Origin of the sequence: Rhodoferax bucti, assembly GCF_005876985.1 — a bacterium.
In the GTDB taxonomy this organism is placed as follows: Bacteria; Pseudomonadota; Gammaproteobacteria; order Burkholderiales; family Burkholderiaceae_C; genus Allorhodoferax; species Allorhodoferax bucti.
Genome location: NZ_VAHD01000002.1, coordinates 582,914 through 598,385, shown reverse-complemented (window position 1 = coordinate 598,385; position 15,472 = coordinate 582,914). Strand labels below are relative to the sequence as shown.

The 15,472-nt window shown below is 62.9% G+C and carries 14 protein-coding genes; 9 read left to right on the top strand and 5 right to left on the bottom strand.

What is annotated here, in order from left to right; genetic code table 11:
• Both FDM28_RS09425 and queG read right to left on the bottom strand, forming a co-directional pair.
• Positions 1–801 (bottom strand): cysteine hydrolase family protein, encoded by an 801-nt coding sequence (locus tag FDM28_RS09425; protein ID WP_138514887.1) that lies wholly within the window; start codon positions 799–801, stop codon positions 1–3.
• A 13-nt stretch (positions 802–814) separates the two neighbouring features.
• A complete protein-coding gene (gene queG / locus FDM28_RS09420; RefSeq protein ID WP_138515236.1) occupies positions 815–1,879 on the bottom strand; it encodes a tRNA epoxyqueuosine(34) reductase QueG in 1,065 nt (354 codons plus the stop codon).
• A 39-nt stretch (positions 1,880–1,918) separates the two neighbouring features.
• Between queG and tsaE the strand changes: the two genes are divergently transcribed.
• Together tsaE and FDM28_RS09410 are read left to right on the top strand one after the other, a co-directional pair.
• Positions 1,919–2,437 carry a tRNA (adenosine(37)-N6)-threonylcarbamoyltransferase complex ATPase subunit type 1 TsaE gene (tsaE, locus tag FDM28_RS09415; RefSeq protein ID WP_138514886.1) on the top strand — a complete coding sequence of 173 codons (519 nt, stop codon included), beginning with the start codon at positions 1,919–1,921 and terminating at the stop codon, positions 2,435–2,437.
• Positions 2,434–3,831, top strand: a complete 1,398-nt coding sequence (locus FDM28_RS09410) for an N-acetylmuramoyl-L-alanine amidase (protein WP_138514885.1) — start codon at positions 2,434–2,436, stop codon at positions 3,829–3,831. Before tsaE ends, FDM28_RS09410 begins: the two co-directional genes overlap by 4 nt.
• Before the next feature lie 43 nt (positions 3,832–3,874).
• Here FDM28_RS09410 and FDM28_RS09405 read toward each other — a convergent pair whose 3' ends face one another.
• The gene (locus FDM28_RS09405; RefSeq protein WP_138514884.1) at positions 3,875–4,516 is read right to left on the bottom strand and encodes a VTT domain-containing protein; all 642 of its coding nucleotides are present in this window, start codon (positions 4,514–4,516) and stop codon (positions 3,875–3,877) included.
• Between the two features lie 56 nt (positions 4,517–4,572).
• On the opposite strand from FDM28_RS09405, the gene mutL reads away from it, so the two are divergent.
• The 3 genes from mutL to FDM28_RS09390 are packed head-to-tail and all read left to right on the top strand — an operon-like array spanning position 4,573 to position 8,536.
• A complete protein-coding gene (gene mutL / locus FDM28_RS09400) occupies positions 4,573–6,645 on the top strand; it encodes a DNA mismatch repair endonuclease MutL (protein WP_138514883.1) in 2,073 nt (690 codons plus the stop codon).
• 8 nt (positions 6,646–6,653) lie between these two features.
• Entirely contained in the window at positions 6,654–7,778 is a 1,125-nt protein-coding gene (locus FDM28_RS09395) for a competence protein CoiA family protein (RefSeq protein ID WP_170211688.1), read from the top strand.
• Between the two features lie 11 nt (positions 7,779–7,789).
• The gene (locus tag FDM28_RS09390) at positions 7,790–8,536 is read left to right on the top strand and encodes a DNA alkylation repair protein (RefSeq protein WP_138514881.1); all 747 of its coding nucleotides are present in this window, start codon (positions 7,790–7,792) and stop codon (positions 8,534–8,536) included.
• 53 nt (positions 8,537–8,589) lie between these two features.
• Here FDM28_RS09390 and trhP read toward each other — a convergent pair whose 3' ends face one another.
• Positions 8,590–10,002, bottom strand: a complete 1,413-nt coding sequence (gene trhP, locus FDM28_RS09385) for a prephenate-dependent tRNA uridine(34) hydroxylase TrhP (RefSeq protein ID WP_138514880.1) — start codon at positions 10,000–10,002, stop codon at positions 8,590–8,592.
• A gap of 75 nt (positions 10,003–10,077) precedes the next feature.
• Entirely contained in the window at positions 10,078–10,842 is a 765-nt protein-coding gene (locus FDM28_RS09380; protein ID WP_138514879.1) for an IclR family transcriptional regulator domain-containing protein, read from the bottom strand.
• Positions 10,843–11,017: 175 nt separating this feature from the next.
• Here FDM28_RS09380 and FDM28_RS09375 point away from each other — a divergent pair, with 175 nt between their 5' ends.
• From FDM28_RS09375 to FDM28_RS09360, 4 genes are all read left to right on the top strand, one after another.
• Positions 11,018–12,412 (top strand): MFS transporter, encoded by a 1,395-nt coding sequence (locus FDM28_RS09375; protein ID WP_138514878.1) that lies wholly within the window; start codon positions 11,018–11,020, stop codon positions 12,410–12,412.
• 2 nt (positions 12,413–12,414) lie between these two features.
• Complete coding sequence (locus tag FDM28_RS09370) at positions 12,415–13,257, top strand: shikimate dehydrogenase family protein (protein WP_138514877.1); 843 nt, start codon at positions 12,415–12,417, stop codon at positions 13,255–13,257.
• Positions 13,258–13,301: 44 nt separating this feature from the next.
• Entirely contained in the window at positions 13,302–14,195 is an 894-nt protein-coding gene (locus FDM28_RS09365) for a DMT family transporter (RefSeq protein WP_138514876.1), read from the top strand.
• Between the two features lie 76 nt (positions 14,196–14,271).
• Entirely contained in the window at positions 14,272–15,447 is a 1,176-nt protein-coding gene (locus FDM28_RS09360) for a glycerophosphodiester phosphodiesterase (protein ID WP_206021943.1), read from the top strand.
• Positions 15,448–15,472 lie beyond the last annotated feature (25 nt).

Here is a 15,472-nt window from a genome sequence, read left to right as displayed (position 1 = left end):
TCAGTCCAGCGACGCCATCGCGCCGGTTTGCAGGCCGGCCGCGCGGGCTTCCGCCAAAAAGGCCTCGCCCGCTGCCTCAAAGCCGGGCACCGGGCTCATGGCGTCGGTCAGCAAAACCATGCGTTGCAAGGCAGCTGCAGGCAACTCCCGCATCAGGTCGGTCACAGACGCGGCCACGCAGTGGCTCAAAGCCTCACCCGCTATTAAAAGCGTAGCACCTTGCGCAGACAGATCGTGCACTAGAGGCTTATTGAGCATGGTACTCGCGTCATCCGCGCGCGGCACCTCGGCTTTGAAAGCGCTGTACTGCTCAGTGAGCGGGTGTTGGCCTTTGAGTACCTTGCGGCAGGTGCGGCCGGTGTGCAGCTCCCAGGCGGCAATCGCCTCGCTCAAGGCGGGGTGAATGTTGTGGCCCCAGGTGCCCACCACGCAATGCACCGGCCACACCACCAGCTGCCGCTGGCCGCTAGCCTCTAAAGCACGCAGATACGCCAGCACCTCGTCGTGCAGCGCCGCGTGGCGAGGCCGGTAAACGCCCTGCTCCAGCTGGGCCGCGGTGATCACGGTAAACGGTGCCACCGGGCTGGCATCGGCCTGCAGCCAGAAGGTGGTGCGCTCCACGCCCACGCTGGCGTGGGAATCCAGCGTCACCGTCAGGTTGCGCACCTGTGCGGGGTGGACGGCAAGCCAATGGGCAAGGCGGTCCATGTCCGCCTGCGCACCAGGCACCGGCAGGGCCGCCCCGGCCACATCCAGAAAATCGTTTTGGGGGTCGATGATCAGCAAGTCGTACATGCGCATGGCAAATCCCTCGTCAGCTAACGGTGTGTGTGAATAAAAGCGCCCACTGCACATGCTCTTGCACCAGCGGGTCCGGGTGTGCCAGCCGGCGCTGCAAGGAGCGGGCCATCGCCTCGCGGTGCGCCGGCAGCAATGTGGGCTGGCGCAGCGCATTGCCCATGGCCACTGCCACATTGCGCAGCCAGCGTGCGTGGCCGATGCGGCGTATGGGGCTGCCCTCAGTGTGTTTCAAAAAGGTGTCTTCGGTCCAGTCCAGCAGCGTGGCCAGTTGCGCACCGGCCAGGCCCTCGCGGGCATCAAAGTCGGGCAGGCTGCTGCGCTTGGCAAACTTGTTCCACGGGCAGACCAGCTGGCAATCGTCGCAACCGTAGATGCGGTTGCCGATGAGCGGGCGCATCTCCAAAGGAATCGGGCCATCGTGCTCAATCGTGAGGTACGAAATGCAGCGCCGCGCATCCAGGCGGTGGGGCGCAAGAATGGCTTGCGTGGGGCAGGCGGCAATACACGCACTGCAACTGCCGCAGTGCGCCTCCACCGGCGCGGTGGCAGGCAGGGCCACATCCACATAGATTTCGCCCAAGAAAAACAGGGAGCCGGCCTCGCGGTTGAGCAGCAGTGTGTGCTTGCCGCGCCAGCCCTGCCCGCTGCGGGAGGCCAGCTCGGCCTCCAGCACCGGGGCGCTGTCGGTGAACACGCGGTAGCCCAAAGGGCCTATCTCGACGGCCATGCGGTCGGCCAGCTTTTGCAGGCGGTTGCGCAACACCTTGTGGTAGTCCCGCCCACGGGCGTAGAGGGACACAATGCCTTCCTGCGGGCGCTGCAGGCGGGCCAGCTCCTGCTCCGTCCAGTCCTCGGGCGTGGCGCGGGGCAGGTAGTCCATGCGCACCGTAACCACGCTCACCGTGCCCGGCACCAGCTCGGCGGGGCGGGCCCGTTTGAGGCCGTGGTGGGCCATGTAGGCCATGTCACCGTGGAAACCTTGCGACAACCAGGCCAATAAACCGGCCTCTGCAGACGACAAATCCACACCGGCCACGCCAATTTGGGAGAATCCGAGTTCCCGGGCCCAGCCCTGCATCAGGGCGACCAATTGGTCGCCATCGAATTGAGCCTTGATTTGAGTGCTGTTGATCGTCACCTCCCCATTGTAGAAAGCGCACCCTCCCGCCGGGTGCTGCTGTGGCCGGATGAAGCGGCTACCGCCGCCTTTGCCACGCGCTGGGCGCAGCAAGCCGAGCTGGCGAATGCTTTTATTGCCTTGCATGGCGACCTGGGTGCCGGCAAGACCACGCTGGTGCGGCACTTGCTGCAGGCCCTGGGCGTGACGGGCCGCATCAAAAGCCCGACGTATGCGGTCGTCGAACCGTACGAGCTGCCCGCCCTGAACATATGGCACTTTGACTTTTACCGCTTCAACGACCCTGAAGAGTGGGAAGAGGCCGGCTTTCGCGACATTTTTGCCAGCCCCGGCCTCAAGCTGGCCGAGTGGCCCGACAAGGCCGCCGGCATGCTGCCGATGGCTGACGTGGCGCTGCACCTGCACACCCAACCCGACACCACCCGCCAGGTCACGCTGGTAGCGGGCACCCCGCGCGGCGAAGCCTTGCTGCGCGCCTGTGACGGAGCCGCTGCATGAAACGCCGCACCCTGCTCCAGGCAGGCAGCGTGGTGCTCAGCTTGGGGGCCACCGCCTTCGCCCGCGGGGCCGGCATCATGACGGTGCGGGTCTGGCCGGCACCGGAGTATTCGCGCGTCACCATCGAGTCGGACGCAGCGCTGTCGGCTAAGCAAACCTTTGTGCCCAACCCACCGCGCCTGGCGGTGGACATCCAGGGCATCACCCTGAACCCGGCGCTCAAGGAGCTGGTAGCCAAGGTGAAAGCGGATGACCCCAACATCGCCGGCATCCGCGTAGGCCAGTTCACCCCCGACATCGTGCGCCTGGTGGTGGACTTGAAGCACCCCATACGCCCCCAGGTATTCAGCCTCGCCCCCGTGGCGGCCTACCAACACCGGCTGGTGCTGGACCTGTACCCGGTGGCCGAGGTAGACCCGCTGGAGGCCCTAATTACCGACCGCGCGGTAGAGAGCAAAGCTGCGCAAGCCGCCAAAGCGGCAGCGCAAGACCCGCTGGAAGCCCTGATTGCCCAGCACAGCCAGCGCCCCGCGCCGGCAGCCTCGGGTACCACCGTGGCCGCGCTGCCTCCAAAGAACACCGACGCTATCAAAACAGGAGCTACTCGCGCAGACACTGCGGGCGCTAGCAGCCCAAAAGATGCTGCAAGCACCGGCGTAGGCGCGACCGACCGCCTCATCATCATCGCACTGGACCCCGGCCACGGCGGGGAGGACCCCGGTGCCATCGGCCCGGCCGGCACCAAGGAAAAAGACGTGGTGCTCAAACTGGCCCACCTGCTGCGCGAGCGCATCAACAACGCCACGGTAAACGGCAACGCCATGCGCGCCTACCTCACGCGCGATGCCGACTTTTTTGTGCCCCTAGGCACACGCGTGCAAAAAGCCCGCCGGGTGCAGGCCGACCTGTTTGTGAGCCTGCATGCGGATGCGTTTTTCACCCCCGACCCGCAGGGCGCCAGCGTGTTTGCCCTGAGCCAGGGCGGTGCATCGAGCAGCGCAGCGCGCTGGATGGCGGCCAAGGAAAACAAGGCAGATTTGATTGGCGGCCTCAACGTCAAGGCAAAAGACGCTACCGTGCAGCGCGCCCTGCTCGACATGAGCACCACCGCCCAGATCAACGACAGCCTCAAACTCGGCAGCAACCTGCTGGGCGAAATCAAACGGGTGGGCAAGCTGCACAAGCCCCGGGTGGAGCAGGCCTCGTTCGCGGTGCTCAAGGCGCCGGACATTCCGAGCGTGCTGGTGGAGGCCGCCTTCATCAGCAACCCCACCGAAGAAACCAAGCTCAACAGCGAGGACTACCAGAACCAACTGGCCGATGCGCTGATGCGCGGCATCGAGGCCTACTTCGCCAAGAACCCGCCGCTGGCGCGGGTGCGCACTACCAGCTGAGGGATTGCCGGCAGCAGGCGCTACCAGCGGAAGGCTGCGCGGCTCAGGCTACCGCTTTGCGCGAACGCAAAGCGCCCACCACAACCAGCAAACCAGGCACCAGAATCATCGCCCAGATGATCTTGTCCAAATTGGCCTTCACCCACGGGAAGCTGCCCAAAAAGTAACCCGCCGTGCAAATGCCCACCACCCACAGGCAAGCCCCGATCACGTTGAACAGCGTGAACTTCGTCCGGCTCATCTGCGCCACGCCGCCCACAAAGGGCACAAAGGTGCGCAAAAAAGGCATGAAGCGCGCGGCGATGATGGTGAAGCCGCCATAGGTTTCGTAAAACGTGTGCGCCTTGTCGAACGCCCCCTTGTTGAAAAACCGGCTCTGCTCCCACTGAAACACCTTGGGGCCGAAGTAGCGGCCTATGCTGTAGTTGCACTGGTCGCCCAGAACGGCCGCCGCCAGCAGCAGGCCCACGGCGAGCGGGTAGCTCATCAGCCCCGCACCGCACATGGCGCCTACAACAAACAAGAGCGAGTCGCCGGGCAAAAACGGCATGACCACCACGCCGGTTTCCACAAAAATAATCGCAAACAGCAGGGCATACACCCACACGCCATAAGTCTGCACAAAGGCTTCCAGGTACTTGTCGACGTGGAGAATGAAGTCAAAAAGCGAGGTGATAAGTTCCATGGGCGCTGATTATGGCTGTGCCCTGCGACATTCAGCCACCACCCTAAAATGCTTTGGTGAATGCACCGCTTACTCCCCCTCTCCGCCGCCCTATCCGCGAACTGCCCGACGAACTCATCAGCCAGATTGCGGCCGGTGAAGTGGTGGAGCGCCCCGCCAGCGTGGTGCGCGAGTTGGTGGACAACGCGCTGGACGCCGGCGCCACCCAAGTCACCCTGCGCCTGCTGGCCGGCGGCGTGCGCCTGATCAGCGTGGAAGACGACGGCCAGGGCATCCTGCGCGACGAGTTGCCCATCGCCTTCAAGCGCCACGCCACGAGCAAAATCGGCAATCTGCGCGATCTGGAGAGCGTGGCGACCATGGGGTTTCGCGGCGAGGCGCTGGCCGCTATCAATTCCATAGCTGACTGCGCAATCTTGTCGAGGGCTAGCGGCCTGAATGATGCCTATCTGCTCGATGGCCGCACCGGCGAGCTACGCCCGGTGGCACGCAGCCAGGGCACCACCGTCGAAGTCAAAGAGCTGTTTTACAGCACCCCGGCACGCCGCAAATTTTTGAAAACCGACGCCACCGAACTGGCACATTGCATCGAATCCGTACGCCGCCACGCCCTCGCCCGCCCTGATGTGGGCTTTGCCATCTGGCACGAAGGCAAACTGATCGAGCAGTGGCGCCGCTGCTTGGATGTGCCGCTGGCCGATGCCCCGATCGACGCTGCACTCGCCGCGCTGGACCAGCGCTTGTCTGACGTACTGGGCCCCGAGTTCCTGGCCCAAAGCGTGCGGGTGGACTGGCACAGCAGCCAAGCCAACGAATTCGGCCAACCCGCCCTGCGCCGGGATGGACAGCAGCCCCTTCGGGTCTGGGGCCGCGCCGGCGTGCCCGACGCCGCCCGCTCGCGCGGCGACCAGCAGTTTTGCTACGTGAACGGCCGCTTTGTGCGCGACAAAGTGCTTACCCACGCAGCCCGCAGCGCCTATGAAGACGTGCTGCACGGCAACCGCCAACCGGTCTACGCCCTCTACGTGGCCATGGACCCGACGCGGGTGGACGTGAACGTGCACCCCACCAAAATCGAAGTGCGCTTCCGCGACAGCCGCGAAGTGCACCAGGCCGTGCGCCATGCGGTGGAAGATACCTTGGCCGCCCCACGCGCTGCAGCCGCGGCTGGCACTACCGCCGGCCAGCCCCAGGCACCCAGCCTGTTCGGCAACACGGGTGACGCCAACGCCCTGCCCGCACCGGGAAGTTATGTGCCGAACAAGCCGGTAGCGCCCATGTACAGTGCGCAACCCGCTATCAAATTTGAAACAGAAGAAGGTTTGATCGGCCACCGCGTCAACGACCTCAGCCTGCTCTGGCAGCGCAACGCTACGACCCAAGAAGGCTGGGGGGCTGCGGGCTCTGCGCAGGTCAAGGAGGAGCCCGCCAAGCGGGCGGGGGACACGGAGCAGAGCCCGCAGCCCCCCAGCCGTCTCGCAAGCGAAGAGGCGTGGCCCCTCGGCCGCGATGGCAACGAAAACGCTTGGCACTTGGGCCGCGCGATTGCCCAACTGCAAGGCGTCTACATCCTGGCCGAAAACAACCAAGGCCTGGTCATCGTAGACATGCACGCTGCCCACGAACGCATCGTCTACGAGCGGCTGAAAACACAAATCAGCCTCACCGCCCCCGACGGCAGCGTGCACCCGCTAGCCAGCCAGCCCCTGCTGATCCCCGCCACCTTCGCCGCCACGCCGGATGAAGTGGCCACCGCCGAGGCACATGTAGCCACGCTCAACACGCTGGGCCTGGAGATCAGCCCCTTCTCGCCCAAAACCCTGGCCGTGCGCGCCGTGCCCACCACCCTGGCCCAAGGCGATGCGGTAGAGCTGGCTCGCAGCGTGCTGGCCGAGTTGGCGCAACACGACGCCAGCACCGTCATCCAGCGCGCCCAAAACGAGATTCTGGGCACCATGGCCTGTCACGGCGCGGTGCGCGCCAACCGCAAGCTCACGCTGGAAGAAATGAACGCGCTCTTGCGCGACATGGAAGCCACCGAGCGCAGCGACCAATGCAACCATGGCCGCCCCACCTGGCGCCAGCTCACACTCAAGGAGCTGGACAGCTTGTTTTTGCGCGGGCGCTGACGTCGAATATGTCCTTGCGCGTACCGTTCGGGCTCAAAGAATCGACACTTTATGAGCCGAATGGCGTACCGAATGGGAAGGCCTGCGGATGTGTTTGTCCTGCGTGCAAAAGGCCACTAATCGCCAGACAAGGCGCTGCCACGCCGCACTTTGCACACGCGCCCGGCGAAGATTGCGCTCGGGGCTTTGAAACCGCAGTCCATCTAGCGGCCAAACAAATCATTGCAGAGCGCAAAGAGGTTCGTCTGCCGATTGTGGAATACCAAAGCACACTGCAATACGCACCATCAAAAGTACACACCGCAGAACGGCTGCTACGCTTAGATGAAGTGGAACTTGAAGTTTGGATGAGCAATATTCGCCCGGACATTTGGGTAAAAGCCGGAGATGAGCGCTATCTGGTCGAAATTGCAGTCACTCATTTTGTAGATGAGGAAAAAAATGCCAAGATTCGAGAACTAAGAATTCCTGCATTTGAAGTGAATCTAAAGTCTCTTAAAGATTGCTTTACTTTCACAGCACTGGAGAGAACGCTCTTCAGTTCTCCGTACCCAGCGATATGGATTTTTAATGAGCATATCGAGGCAATGACTGCTGAGGCACAGCAACTCCATACATTGGAATCAAATCGTCAAAGAGAGATTGAGAGACAGGCCAAAATTGAATTTCAACGGATCGAATCGAGAAGGGTTCAACGTGCTCTAGAAAGGGCTGAAAAATTTCGCCGCTACAGAAACATGCCCCCTCTCGACAAGCTGGAACGAAATATTCGTCAGCTTGGGCTAACAGAAGGTCAAATGAAAAAATTCAGCACATTTGTACCTTGGGAACTCTCATTCAGTACTCCACGTGAAGTGTGGCAATCAGCGGTGTTGGTTTATATCGCCAGAGTGGAAAAATTTGGTCCTGAAGAATTCCTTTGCATCGATTTCGAACATGAAGATTGCCTCGCTTGGCTTCGCTTAGCTTTTGAAGTGAAACCGCAAGTCCCTAACGGAGACAGCATTGCGCTTTGGAAGTATCTCAAGCACCTTGAAACGCTAGGAGTACTAAAACAGCTTAGGAACAAGTTTTTCGCCATAAAGATCGGACCAACTGATTGGACGCGAATGTTTCCACACGGCAACCGTTAGCTCCGAAAGTGATGTTTTTCGCAACTGATACAACAGTCAAAGTTAGCCCCGAGGCCCGCGCAGCCGAAAGTGCGCTGTTCGCATGGGCGGATGCCGGCAAAGCCCAAACGGCTGCGCGCTACTTCCAAAGCGGCCCGGGGCAATACGGCGAGGGCGACCGCTTCCTGGGCATCCGCGTGCCACTCATCCGCGAGACCGCACGCCAGTTCAACACCCTCATGCTCGCCGACTGCGCCGCCCTGCTGCAGTCCCCCTACAACGAAGTGCGCTTGCTGGCGCTAGATGTGATGGTGCGGCGCTTTGCCAAAGGCGACGAGGCGACGCAGACGGCGGTGTACGACTGCTTCATGGCGCAGCGCGCGCGCATCAACAACTGGAACCTGGTGGACGGCTCGGCCCCCTACATCAGCGGCCCCTACCTGCTCCAGCGTGATCGCAGTGTGATCTGGCAACTGGCCGAATCGCCCGTGCTGTGGGACCGGCGCATCGCCGTGCTCAGCACTTTTGCCTTCATTCGCGCAGGCGACTTTGACGACGCGCTCAGGCTTTACGCCCAGCTGCTGGGCGACCCGCACGACCTTATGCACAAGGCCTGCGGCTGGATGCTGCGCGAACTGGGCAAGCGCGACGAGGCGCGGCTGCTGGATTTCTTGCGCACCCACTACGCCGCCCTACCCCGCACCACGCTGCGTTACGCGATTGAGAAGTTCGATGCCACCACCCGCCAAGCCCTGCTACAAGGCCGGTTCGAGCGCTGACACATCAAGCCAAATCGGCCTTCAGCGCTTGTGCAGCTTGCGCGAGTAGCTCCTTAAACCATAGCAACGACTGGTTCGGCCACTGCCGGTGCTTCCGGCTGTACATAGCGGGCCACAAACGCGCCCACCGCCTGCTGCGGCAAGTCCACCCACACCGTGTGCCCGCTGCCGGGCGCCAAGTCCATGGCTTGTCCCTCGGCGTTTTCCATGCGGGTCAGGGTGGCATCCACATTGCCGGCGGGGTGGATGATTTCCAGCCGGTCGCCCACCGCAAACTTGTTGCGCACATTCACCTGCGCCAGGCCGCGCTCTGTATCAAACGCCAGCACATCGCCCACATACAGGCTGCGCCCGCTCTCGGAGTAGCCGCGCAGGTAGTTTTGGGTGGCCTCAGGCGTGTGGCGCTGGAAGAAGCCGCTGGTGTAGCCCCGGTTGGCCAGGCCTTCGAGCTGGCCCAGCAGCTCGGGGTTGAGCGCACGGCCTGCCACCGCGTCGTCAATCGCGGCACGGTAAGCCTGCGCAGTGCGGGCCACGTAATACGGGCTCTTGGTGCGGCCTTCAATCTTGAGCGAGTCGACGCCGATTTCCACCAAGCGCTGCACATGCTCGATGGCGCGCAAGTCTTTGGAATTCATCACGTAGGTGCCGTGCTCGTCTTCCTCGATGGGCATGTAGTCACCGGGGCGCTGGCTCTCTTCCAGCAAATAAGCAATGCTTTGGTGCGCCTCGATGGGCACCGTGCTGCCCTGTCCGCAGGCGTGGCCGCTGCGCTGAGGGCTCAGCACATCACCACTCGCATCGACTTGGGCCGCATGTGTCTTGTAGTCCCAGCGGCAAGAGTTGGTGCAGCTGCCCTGGTTGGCATCGCGGTGGTTGAAGTAGCCCGAGAGCAGGCAGCGGCCTGAGTAAGCAATGCACAGCGCGCCGTGCACAAACACCTCCAGCTCGGTGTCCGGGCAGTCCTGGCGGATTTGCGCCACCTGGTCCAGCGACAACTCGCGCGAGAGGATGACGCGGCTGATGCCCACCTTGCTCCAGAACTTCACCGCTGCCGCATTCACCGTATTGGCCTGCACCGAGAGGTGAATCTCCATCTCCGGCCAGGCCTCGCGCGCCAGCATGATGAGGCCGGGGTCGGACATGATCATCGCGTCGGGCTTGAGGTCGATCACCGGCTGCATGTTTTTCACGTAGCTCTGCGTCTTGTTGCCATGCGGGAAGATGTTGGACACCAGATAAAACTTCTTGCCCTGCGCGTGCGTGTACTCAATGCCGGCGCGCAGCACATCGAGGCTGCCAAAGTCGTTGTTGCGCACGCGCAAGCTGTAACGCGGCTGGCCCGCGTACACCGCCGTGGCGCCGAAGGCCAAGGCCGTTTGCAACATGGCCAGCGAGCCGGCAGGGGCGAGCAATTCAGGGGTGCGGAGGGAGGAGCGCAAAGGGCTAGAAGGGGCAGCAGAAGTCATGCTCAAATTATCCAGGCCGCACCCTTCTCCGGGCCGGCGCAAACATTGACCGGCATCAAGAAAACCGCACGCGCCTCAAATGATGCTGCGCAGGACTTCCGCCGTGTCTTGCAGCGCCGGCAGCAGCTTTTTTTGTGCCGCTTCGGGAGGGTAAATCTCCCGCTGGTAGGTCATGCTGAGGGCACCGTGGCAGTGGCCCTTGCGGTCCAGCAGCGGCACCGCCACCCCGGACATGCCCACGTTGATGAACTGGTCGGTCATCCAGTAGCCCAGATTGCGGGCGGACTCCACCAGCTCCATAAAGGCATCGGGCTTGGTAATGGTTTGCGGCGTGAAGCGGCTGAAATCGTGCCCCTCCACCCAGCGCTCCAGCTCGGGGCGGGTGTAGGTCGACAAAATGGCAAAGCCCGCCGACACGCAGTGGGCCGGAATGCGCGCCCCGGTGTGGTAGCCGATGGACAAGACCCGTGGTGCATTGCTGCGCAGCAGGTACACCACGTCCTGCCCGTCGAGCACGCTGAGGTTGGCGGTTTCTCCCGTCTGCATGGACATGCGCTGCAAAAACGGTTGCACCAGGCGCGGCAGGCGAGCCGAGTCCAGGTAGCTCTGCCCCAGGCGCAAGATGCTGGGCAGCAGCCAGTAGTACTTGCCGTCGGTGCCGGCGTAGCCGAAATGCACCAGGCTCAGCAGGTAGCGGCGCGCAGCCGTGCGGGTCAGGCCGGCCAGCGCACCGGTTTCGGTGGCGGTGAGCCGGGGGCGCTCGTCAGAAAACGACTCGATCACCCGCAGGCCCTTGCCCAGGCATTCAATCAACAACTTCGGATCTATTTCTGTCGACATGGTGGTGTGTGAGTCTAGGGTGAAACCCTTATTGCGATCATTCAAAGCGCACGCGCGATCGATGATTGTACGCAGCACACATCGCAGACCTCGTATTTACCCGAACAGACCACTACATTCACCGCTCTTGCCACTGAGGCGCGCTGCGCGTGGGGCATTTCATTTTGGAGCGTACATGTCAAGTTCTACCGGTGTGCCGCACGACAGCGGCCAAACCAAAAAAGCAACCGCCAGCGGTTGGATCGGCTCCGTGCTGGAGTATTACGACTTCTTCATCTACGCCACGGCTGCGTCGCTGATTTTTCCGCAGCTGTTCTTCCCCTCTACCGACCCGCAAATGGCCATCATCGCCTCGCTGGCGACCTATGGCGTGGGGTACGTGGCACGGCCCATCGGCGCGTTCTTTTTGGGCCACTGGGGCGACACGCATGGCCGCAAGCAGGTGTTGATTCTGTGCATGTTCCTGATGGGCTTCTCCACCCTGGCCGTGGGCTTGCTGCCCACCTATGCACAGGTCGGCCTTTGGGCGCCTGCCTTGTTGGTGGTGTTGCGCCTGATGCAGGGCTTTGCCGTGGCCGGTGAAATCTCGGGGGCCAGCTCCATGATCATGGAGCACGCACCGTTCGGCCGCCGGGGCTACTACGCCAGCTACACCCTGCAAGGTGTGCAGGCCGGCCAGATTTTGGCGGCCGCCATCTTCTTGCCCCTGGCCTACTTTTTGCCCAACGAAGCCTTTAACAGCTGGGGCTGGCGCATTCCCTTCCTGCTGAGCTTTGTGGTGATCATTGTGGGCTTCTACATCCGCAAGGAAGTGGAAGAAACGCCCATCTTCGCGGAAGAACAAGCCCAGGGCGTGGTACCCCGCGCCCCCATCGTGCAAGCCTTCACCGAATGCTGGCGCGACATGCTGCGCGTGTCCTGCATGGCGCTGATGAACGTGATTCCGGTGGTGACCACCATCTTCGGTGCCGCCTATGCGGTGCAGGCAGGCTACGGCATCGGCTTTGACAAGAGCGTGTACCTCTGGATTCCCGTCATCGGCAACTGCGTGGCCGTGGTGGTGATTCCCATGGTGGGCAACCTGTCTGACCGCATCGGCCGCCGTCTGCCGGTGGTGGTGGGTGCACTGGGCGCGGGCTTGCTGTCCTTCGGCTACCTGTACGCCATCAGCGTCAAAAACGTGCCGCTGGCCGTGGGCATGTCCATCCTGATGTGGGGTGTGGTGTACCAGGGCTACAACGCCGTGTTCCCCAGCTTCTTCCCTGAAATGTTCCCGGCCCGCACCCGTGTGACCGCCATGGCCATTTCGCAAAACGTGGGCACCATGATCACCGCCTTGCTGCCAGCCTTGTTTGCTACCGTGGCGCCCCCCGGCTCGGCCAACATCCCGCTGACTGTGGGCTCGATTGCCCTGGCCATCACGGCCATTGCCGCAACAGCTGCCTGGACGGCCCGCGAGAACTCGCGCATCCGGCTGCAGGACCTGGGTAACCCGAACGCCATGCCGGTAGAAGAATCGGCATACTTGGCCCAACGGCAACAAGCCATTGACTCCGCAAAGGCAGCTTAACCATGCGTATTACCGGTAACACCGAGCTCGTCGCTCACATCGGCTTCCCTACCCACGCCTTCAAGGCGCCGATGATTTACAACCCCTGGTTTGAAAAATGCGGCGCCAACGCGGTGGTCGTGCCCATGGGCTGCAAGCCTGAGGACTACCCCGCCTTTTTGCGCAACGTTTTCCGCCTGAGCAACATCCGGGGCGCGCTGATCACCATGCCACACAAGGTCACCACCGTGGGCCTGCTGGACGAGGTATCGCCCACCGCCTCGATTGCCGGGGCCTGCAATGCCGTGCGCCTGAGCGCCGACGGAAAGCTGCAAGGCGACATGTTCGATGGCGAAGGCTTTGTGCGCGGCGTAAAGCGCAAAGGCTGCGTGCTCCAGGGTGCCCGCGCGCTGGTGGTGGGTTGTGGGGGTGTGGGCTCGGCGATTGCCGCCTCCCTCGCGGCCGCCGGCGTGGCGGCGATCGCCCTGTTTGACCCCATGGATGCCTCCCAGCAAGGGCTGGCCTCGCGCCTGCAAAAGCACTACCCAGCGCTGCAGGTGAGCACCGGCAGCAACGACCCGGCCGGCTTCGACATTGTGGTCAACGCCACCCCCATGGGCATGAACGTGGGCGACCCCATGCCCATGGACGTGAGCCGCATTGCCGCCAGCACCTTTGTGGGTGAGGTGGTGATGAAGTCCGAGATGACCGCATTTTTGGAAGCCGCCCGCGCGCGCGGCTGCCGCTTCCAGATCGGCTCGGACATGCTGTTTGAGCAGATTCCGGCCTATCTGGAATATTTCGGCTTCCCCAGCACCACCGCCGACGAACTGCGCGCCATCTCTACGCTGCACTACGAAGGCTGAGTGTTTTCAAGGGTCCGTGCCACTGCGTGACAATGGCCGGGCCCATGAAAACCAAATACTTTGTCCAGCTGGTGGCGCTATCGTCCTTATGGGGCGCCTCCTTCCTCTTCATCCGCATCGCCAGCCCGGTATTCGGCCCCAACCTGCTAGCCCTGTTGCGGGTCAGCATGGCCACTCTCACGCTGGCACTGCTCATGCGCCTGATGCGCCAACCCTGGGCCTGGCAGCAGTGGCGCACCCTGGCCGTCATCGGCCTGCTGTCGGTGGCTGCGCCTTTTTTGCTATTCGCGTGGGCCGGTTTGCAACTGCCGGCCGGCTATAGCGCCTTGCTCAACTCCACCGCCGTCATCTTCGGCATGTTTGCCTCGGCCCGCATGGGGGAAGACACCATCACCCTCAAAAAACTGCTGGGCTGCGCCTGCGGCTTCGGGGGCGTCGCCCTAATCGTGAGCCTGGGGCCCGTGGAGCCCTCCTTCAAGGTGGTGATGGCCGTGCTGGCGTGCGTGGCGGCATCGGCCTGCTACGGTTTTTCCACCCCGATTACCAAACGCGCTGTCGGCCAAATGCAGCCCCTGCAGATTGCGGCCGGCATCCACGCCCTATCGTGGCTCATGCTGTTGCCGGGTGCGGCCTACAGCCTGCCGCAAGCCGGGTTTTCGGTGTCCGCCTTGCTGGCGGTGGCGGTCATGGGGGTGGTGACCTCGGGCCTCGCCTACTGGGCCCACCTGCGCATCATGCAGCACGTCACCCCAGTGGCGGCCATGAGCCCCATCTTCATGGTGCCGGTGTTCGGCGTGCTGTGGGGCCATGTGTTTCTGGGCGAGCAGCTGGGCCATGGCCTGCTGCTGGGCGGGGGCTTGGTGCTGCTGGCCAGTGCGCTCATTACCGGCTTCAACCCCCTGCAGCGCTGGCTGGACCTGGTAGACGCCAAGCCCTAGCGCTTGTCACGGAACGGTCACGCGGCGCCACCATCATCCGCCGCTGACTGTTTTCACTACTAGGGACTCTTTGTTTATGACCTCCATCCGCTTCACGGCAAGTGCCGTTGCCATGTCTGTTGCCGCCTTGCTGGCGGCCTGCGCAACCAACGGCGTGCAAACCTCCGCCTACCCCACCCTGAACGGCGCCAAGCCGCTGGTCATCGGCCACCGCGGCGCCAGCGGCTACCTGCCCGAGCACACTCTGGCCTCCTACAAAAAGGCGATTGAAATGGGTGCCGATTTCATCGAGCCCGATCTGGTGGTCACCAAAGACGGCGAGCTGGTAGCCCGCCACGAACCCAACATCACCGCCACCACCGATGTGTCGGTCCGCGCCGAGTTCGCCAGCCGCAAAACCACCCGCAAGGTGGACGGCGTGAACGAAACCGGCTGGTTCGTCACCGACTTCACCCTGGCCGAGCTGCGCACCCTGCGCGCCAAGCAACCCAACGCCGCACGCGACAAGTCGTTCGACGGCCAGTTCCAAATCCCCACCTTCCGCGAAATTCTGGAGCTCGCCAAAACCGAGTCGGCCCGCACCGGCCGCACCATCGGCGTGTACCCCGAAACCAAGCACCCCACTTACCACGTGGATGCGGGTCTGCCCATCGAGCCACGCTTACTGGCCATGCTGGCTGAGTATGGCTACACCAAGAAAGACTCTCCGGTCATCATCCAGTCGTTTGAAGTGTCCAACCTCAAAGCCTTGCGCAAGTTGACCCAGGTGCGCCTGGTACAGCTGGTGGACGCCGACGATGTGGACGCCAAGGGCAACGTGACCCTGGTCGCGCCTTTCGACAAGCCTTATGACTTTGCTGTGGCCAAAGACAGCCGCACCTTCCCCGACCTGCTGACCCCCAAGGGTCTGGCCGAAGTCAAAACCTACGCTGACGGCATCGGCCCCTGGAAGCCCTATCTGGCCAGCGCCGCCCAAGTGCTGGGTGCCGACGGCAAGCCGCGTGACCTGAACGGTGACGGCAAGATCACCGACAACGACCGCGTCGCCCTGCCCCCCACCGATGTGGTGAAAAACGCCCACGCCGCCGGCCTGTTTGTGCACGCCTACACCTTCCGCAGCGAAGCCCCCGGCCTGCTGTCCGACTACAAGGGCGACCCCAAGGCCGAGTACAAGCGCTTCTTCGCGCTCGGTGTGGACGGCTTGTTCAGCGACTTCCCCGACACCGCCGTGGCGGTGCGCGACGGCAAGTAAGCACCTCAGGTGCTCCCTGCAAAAA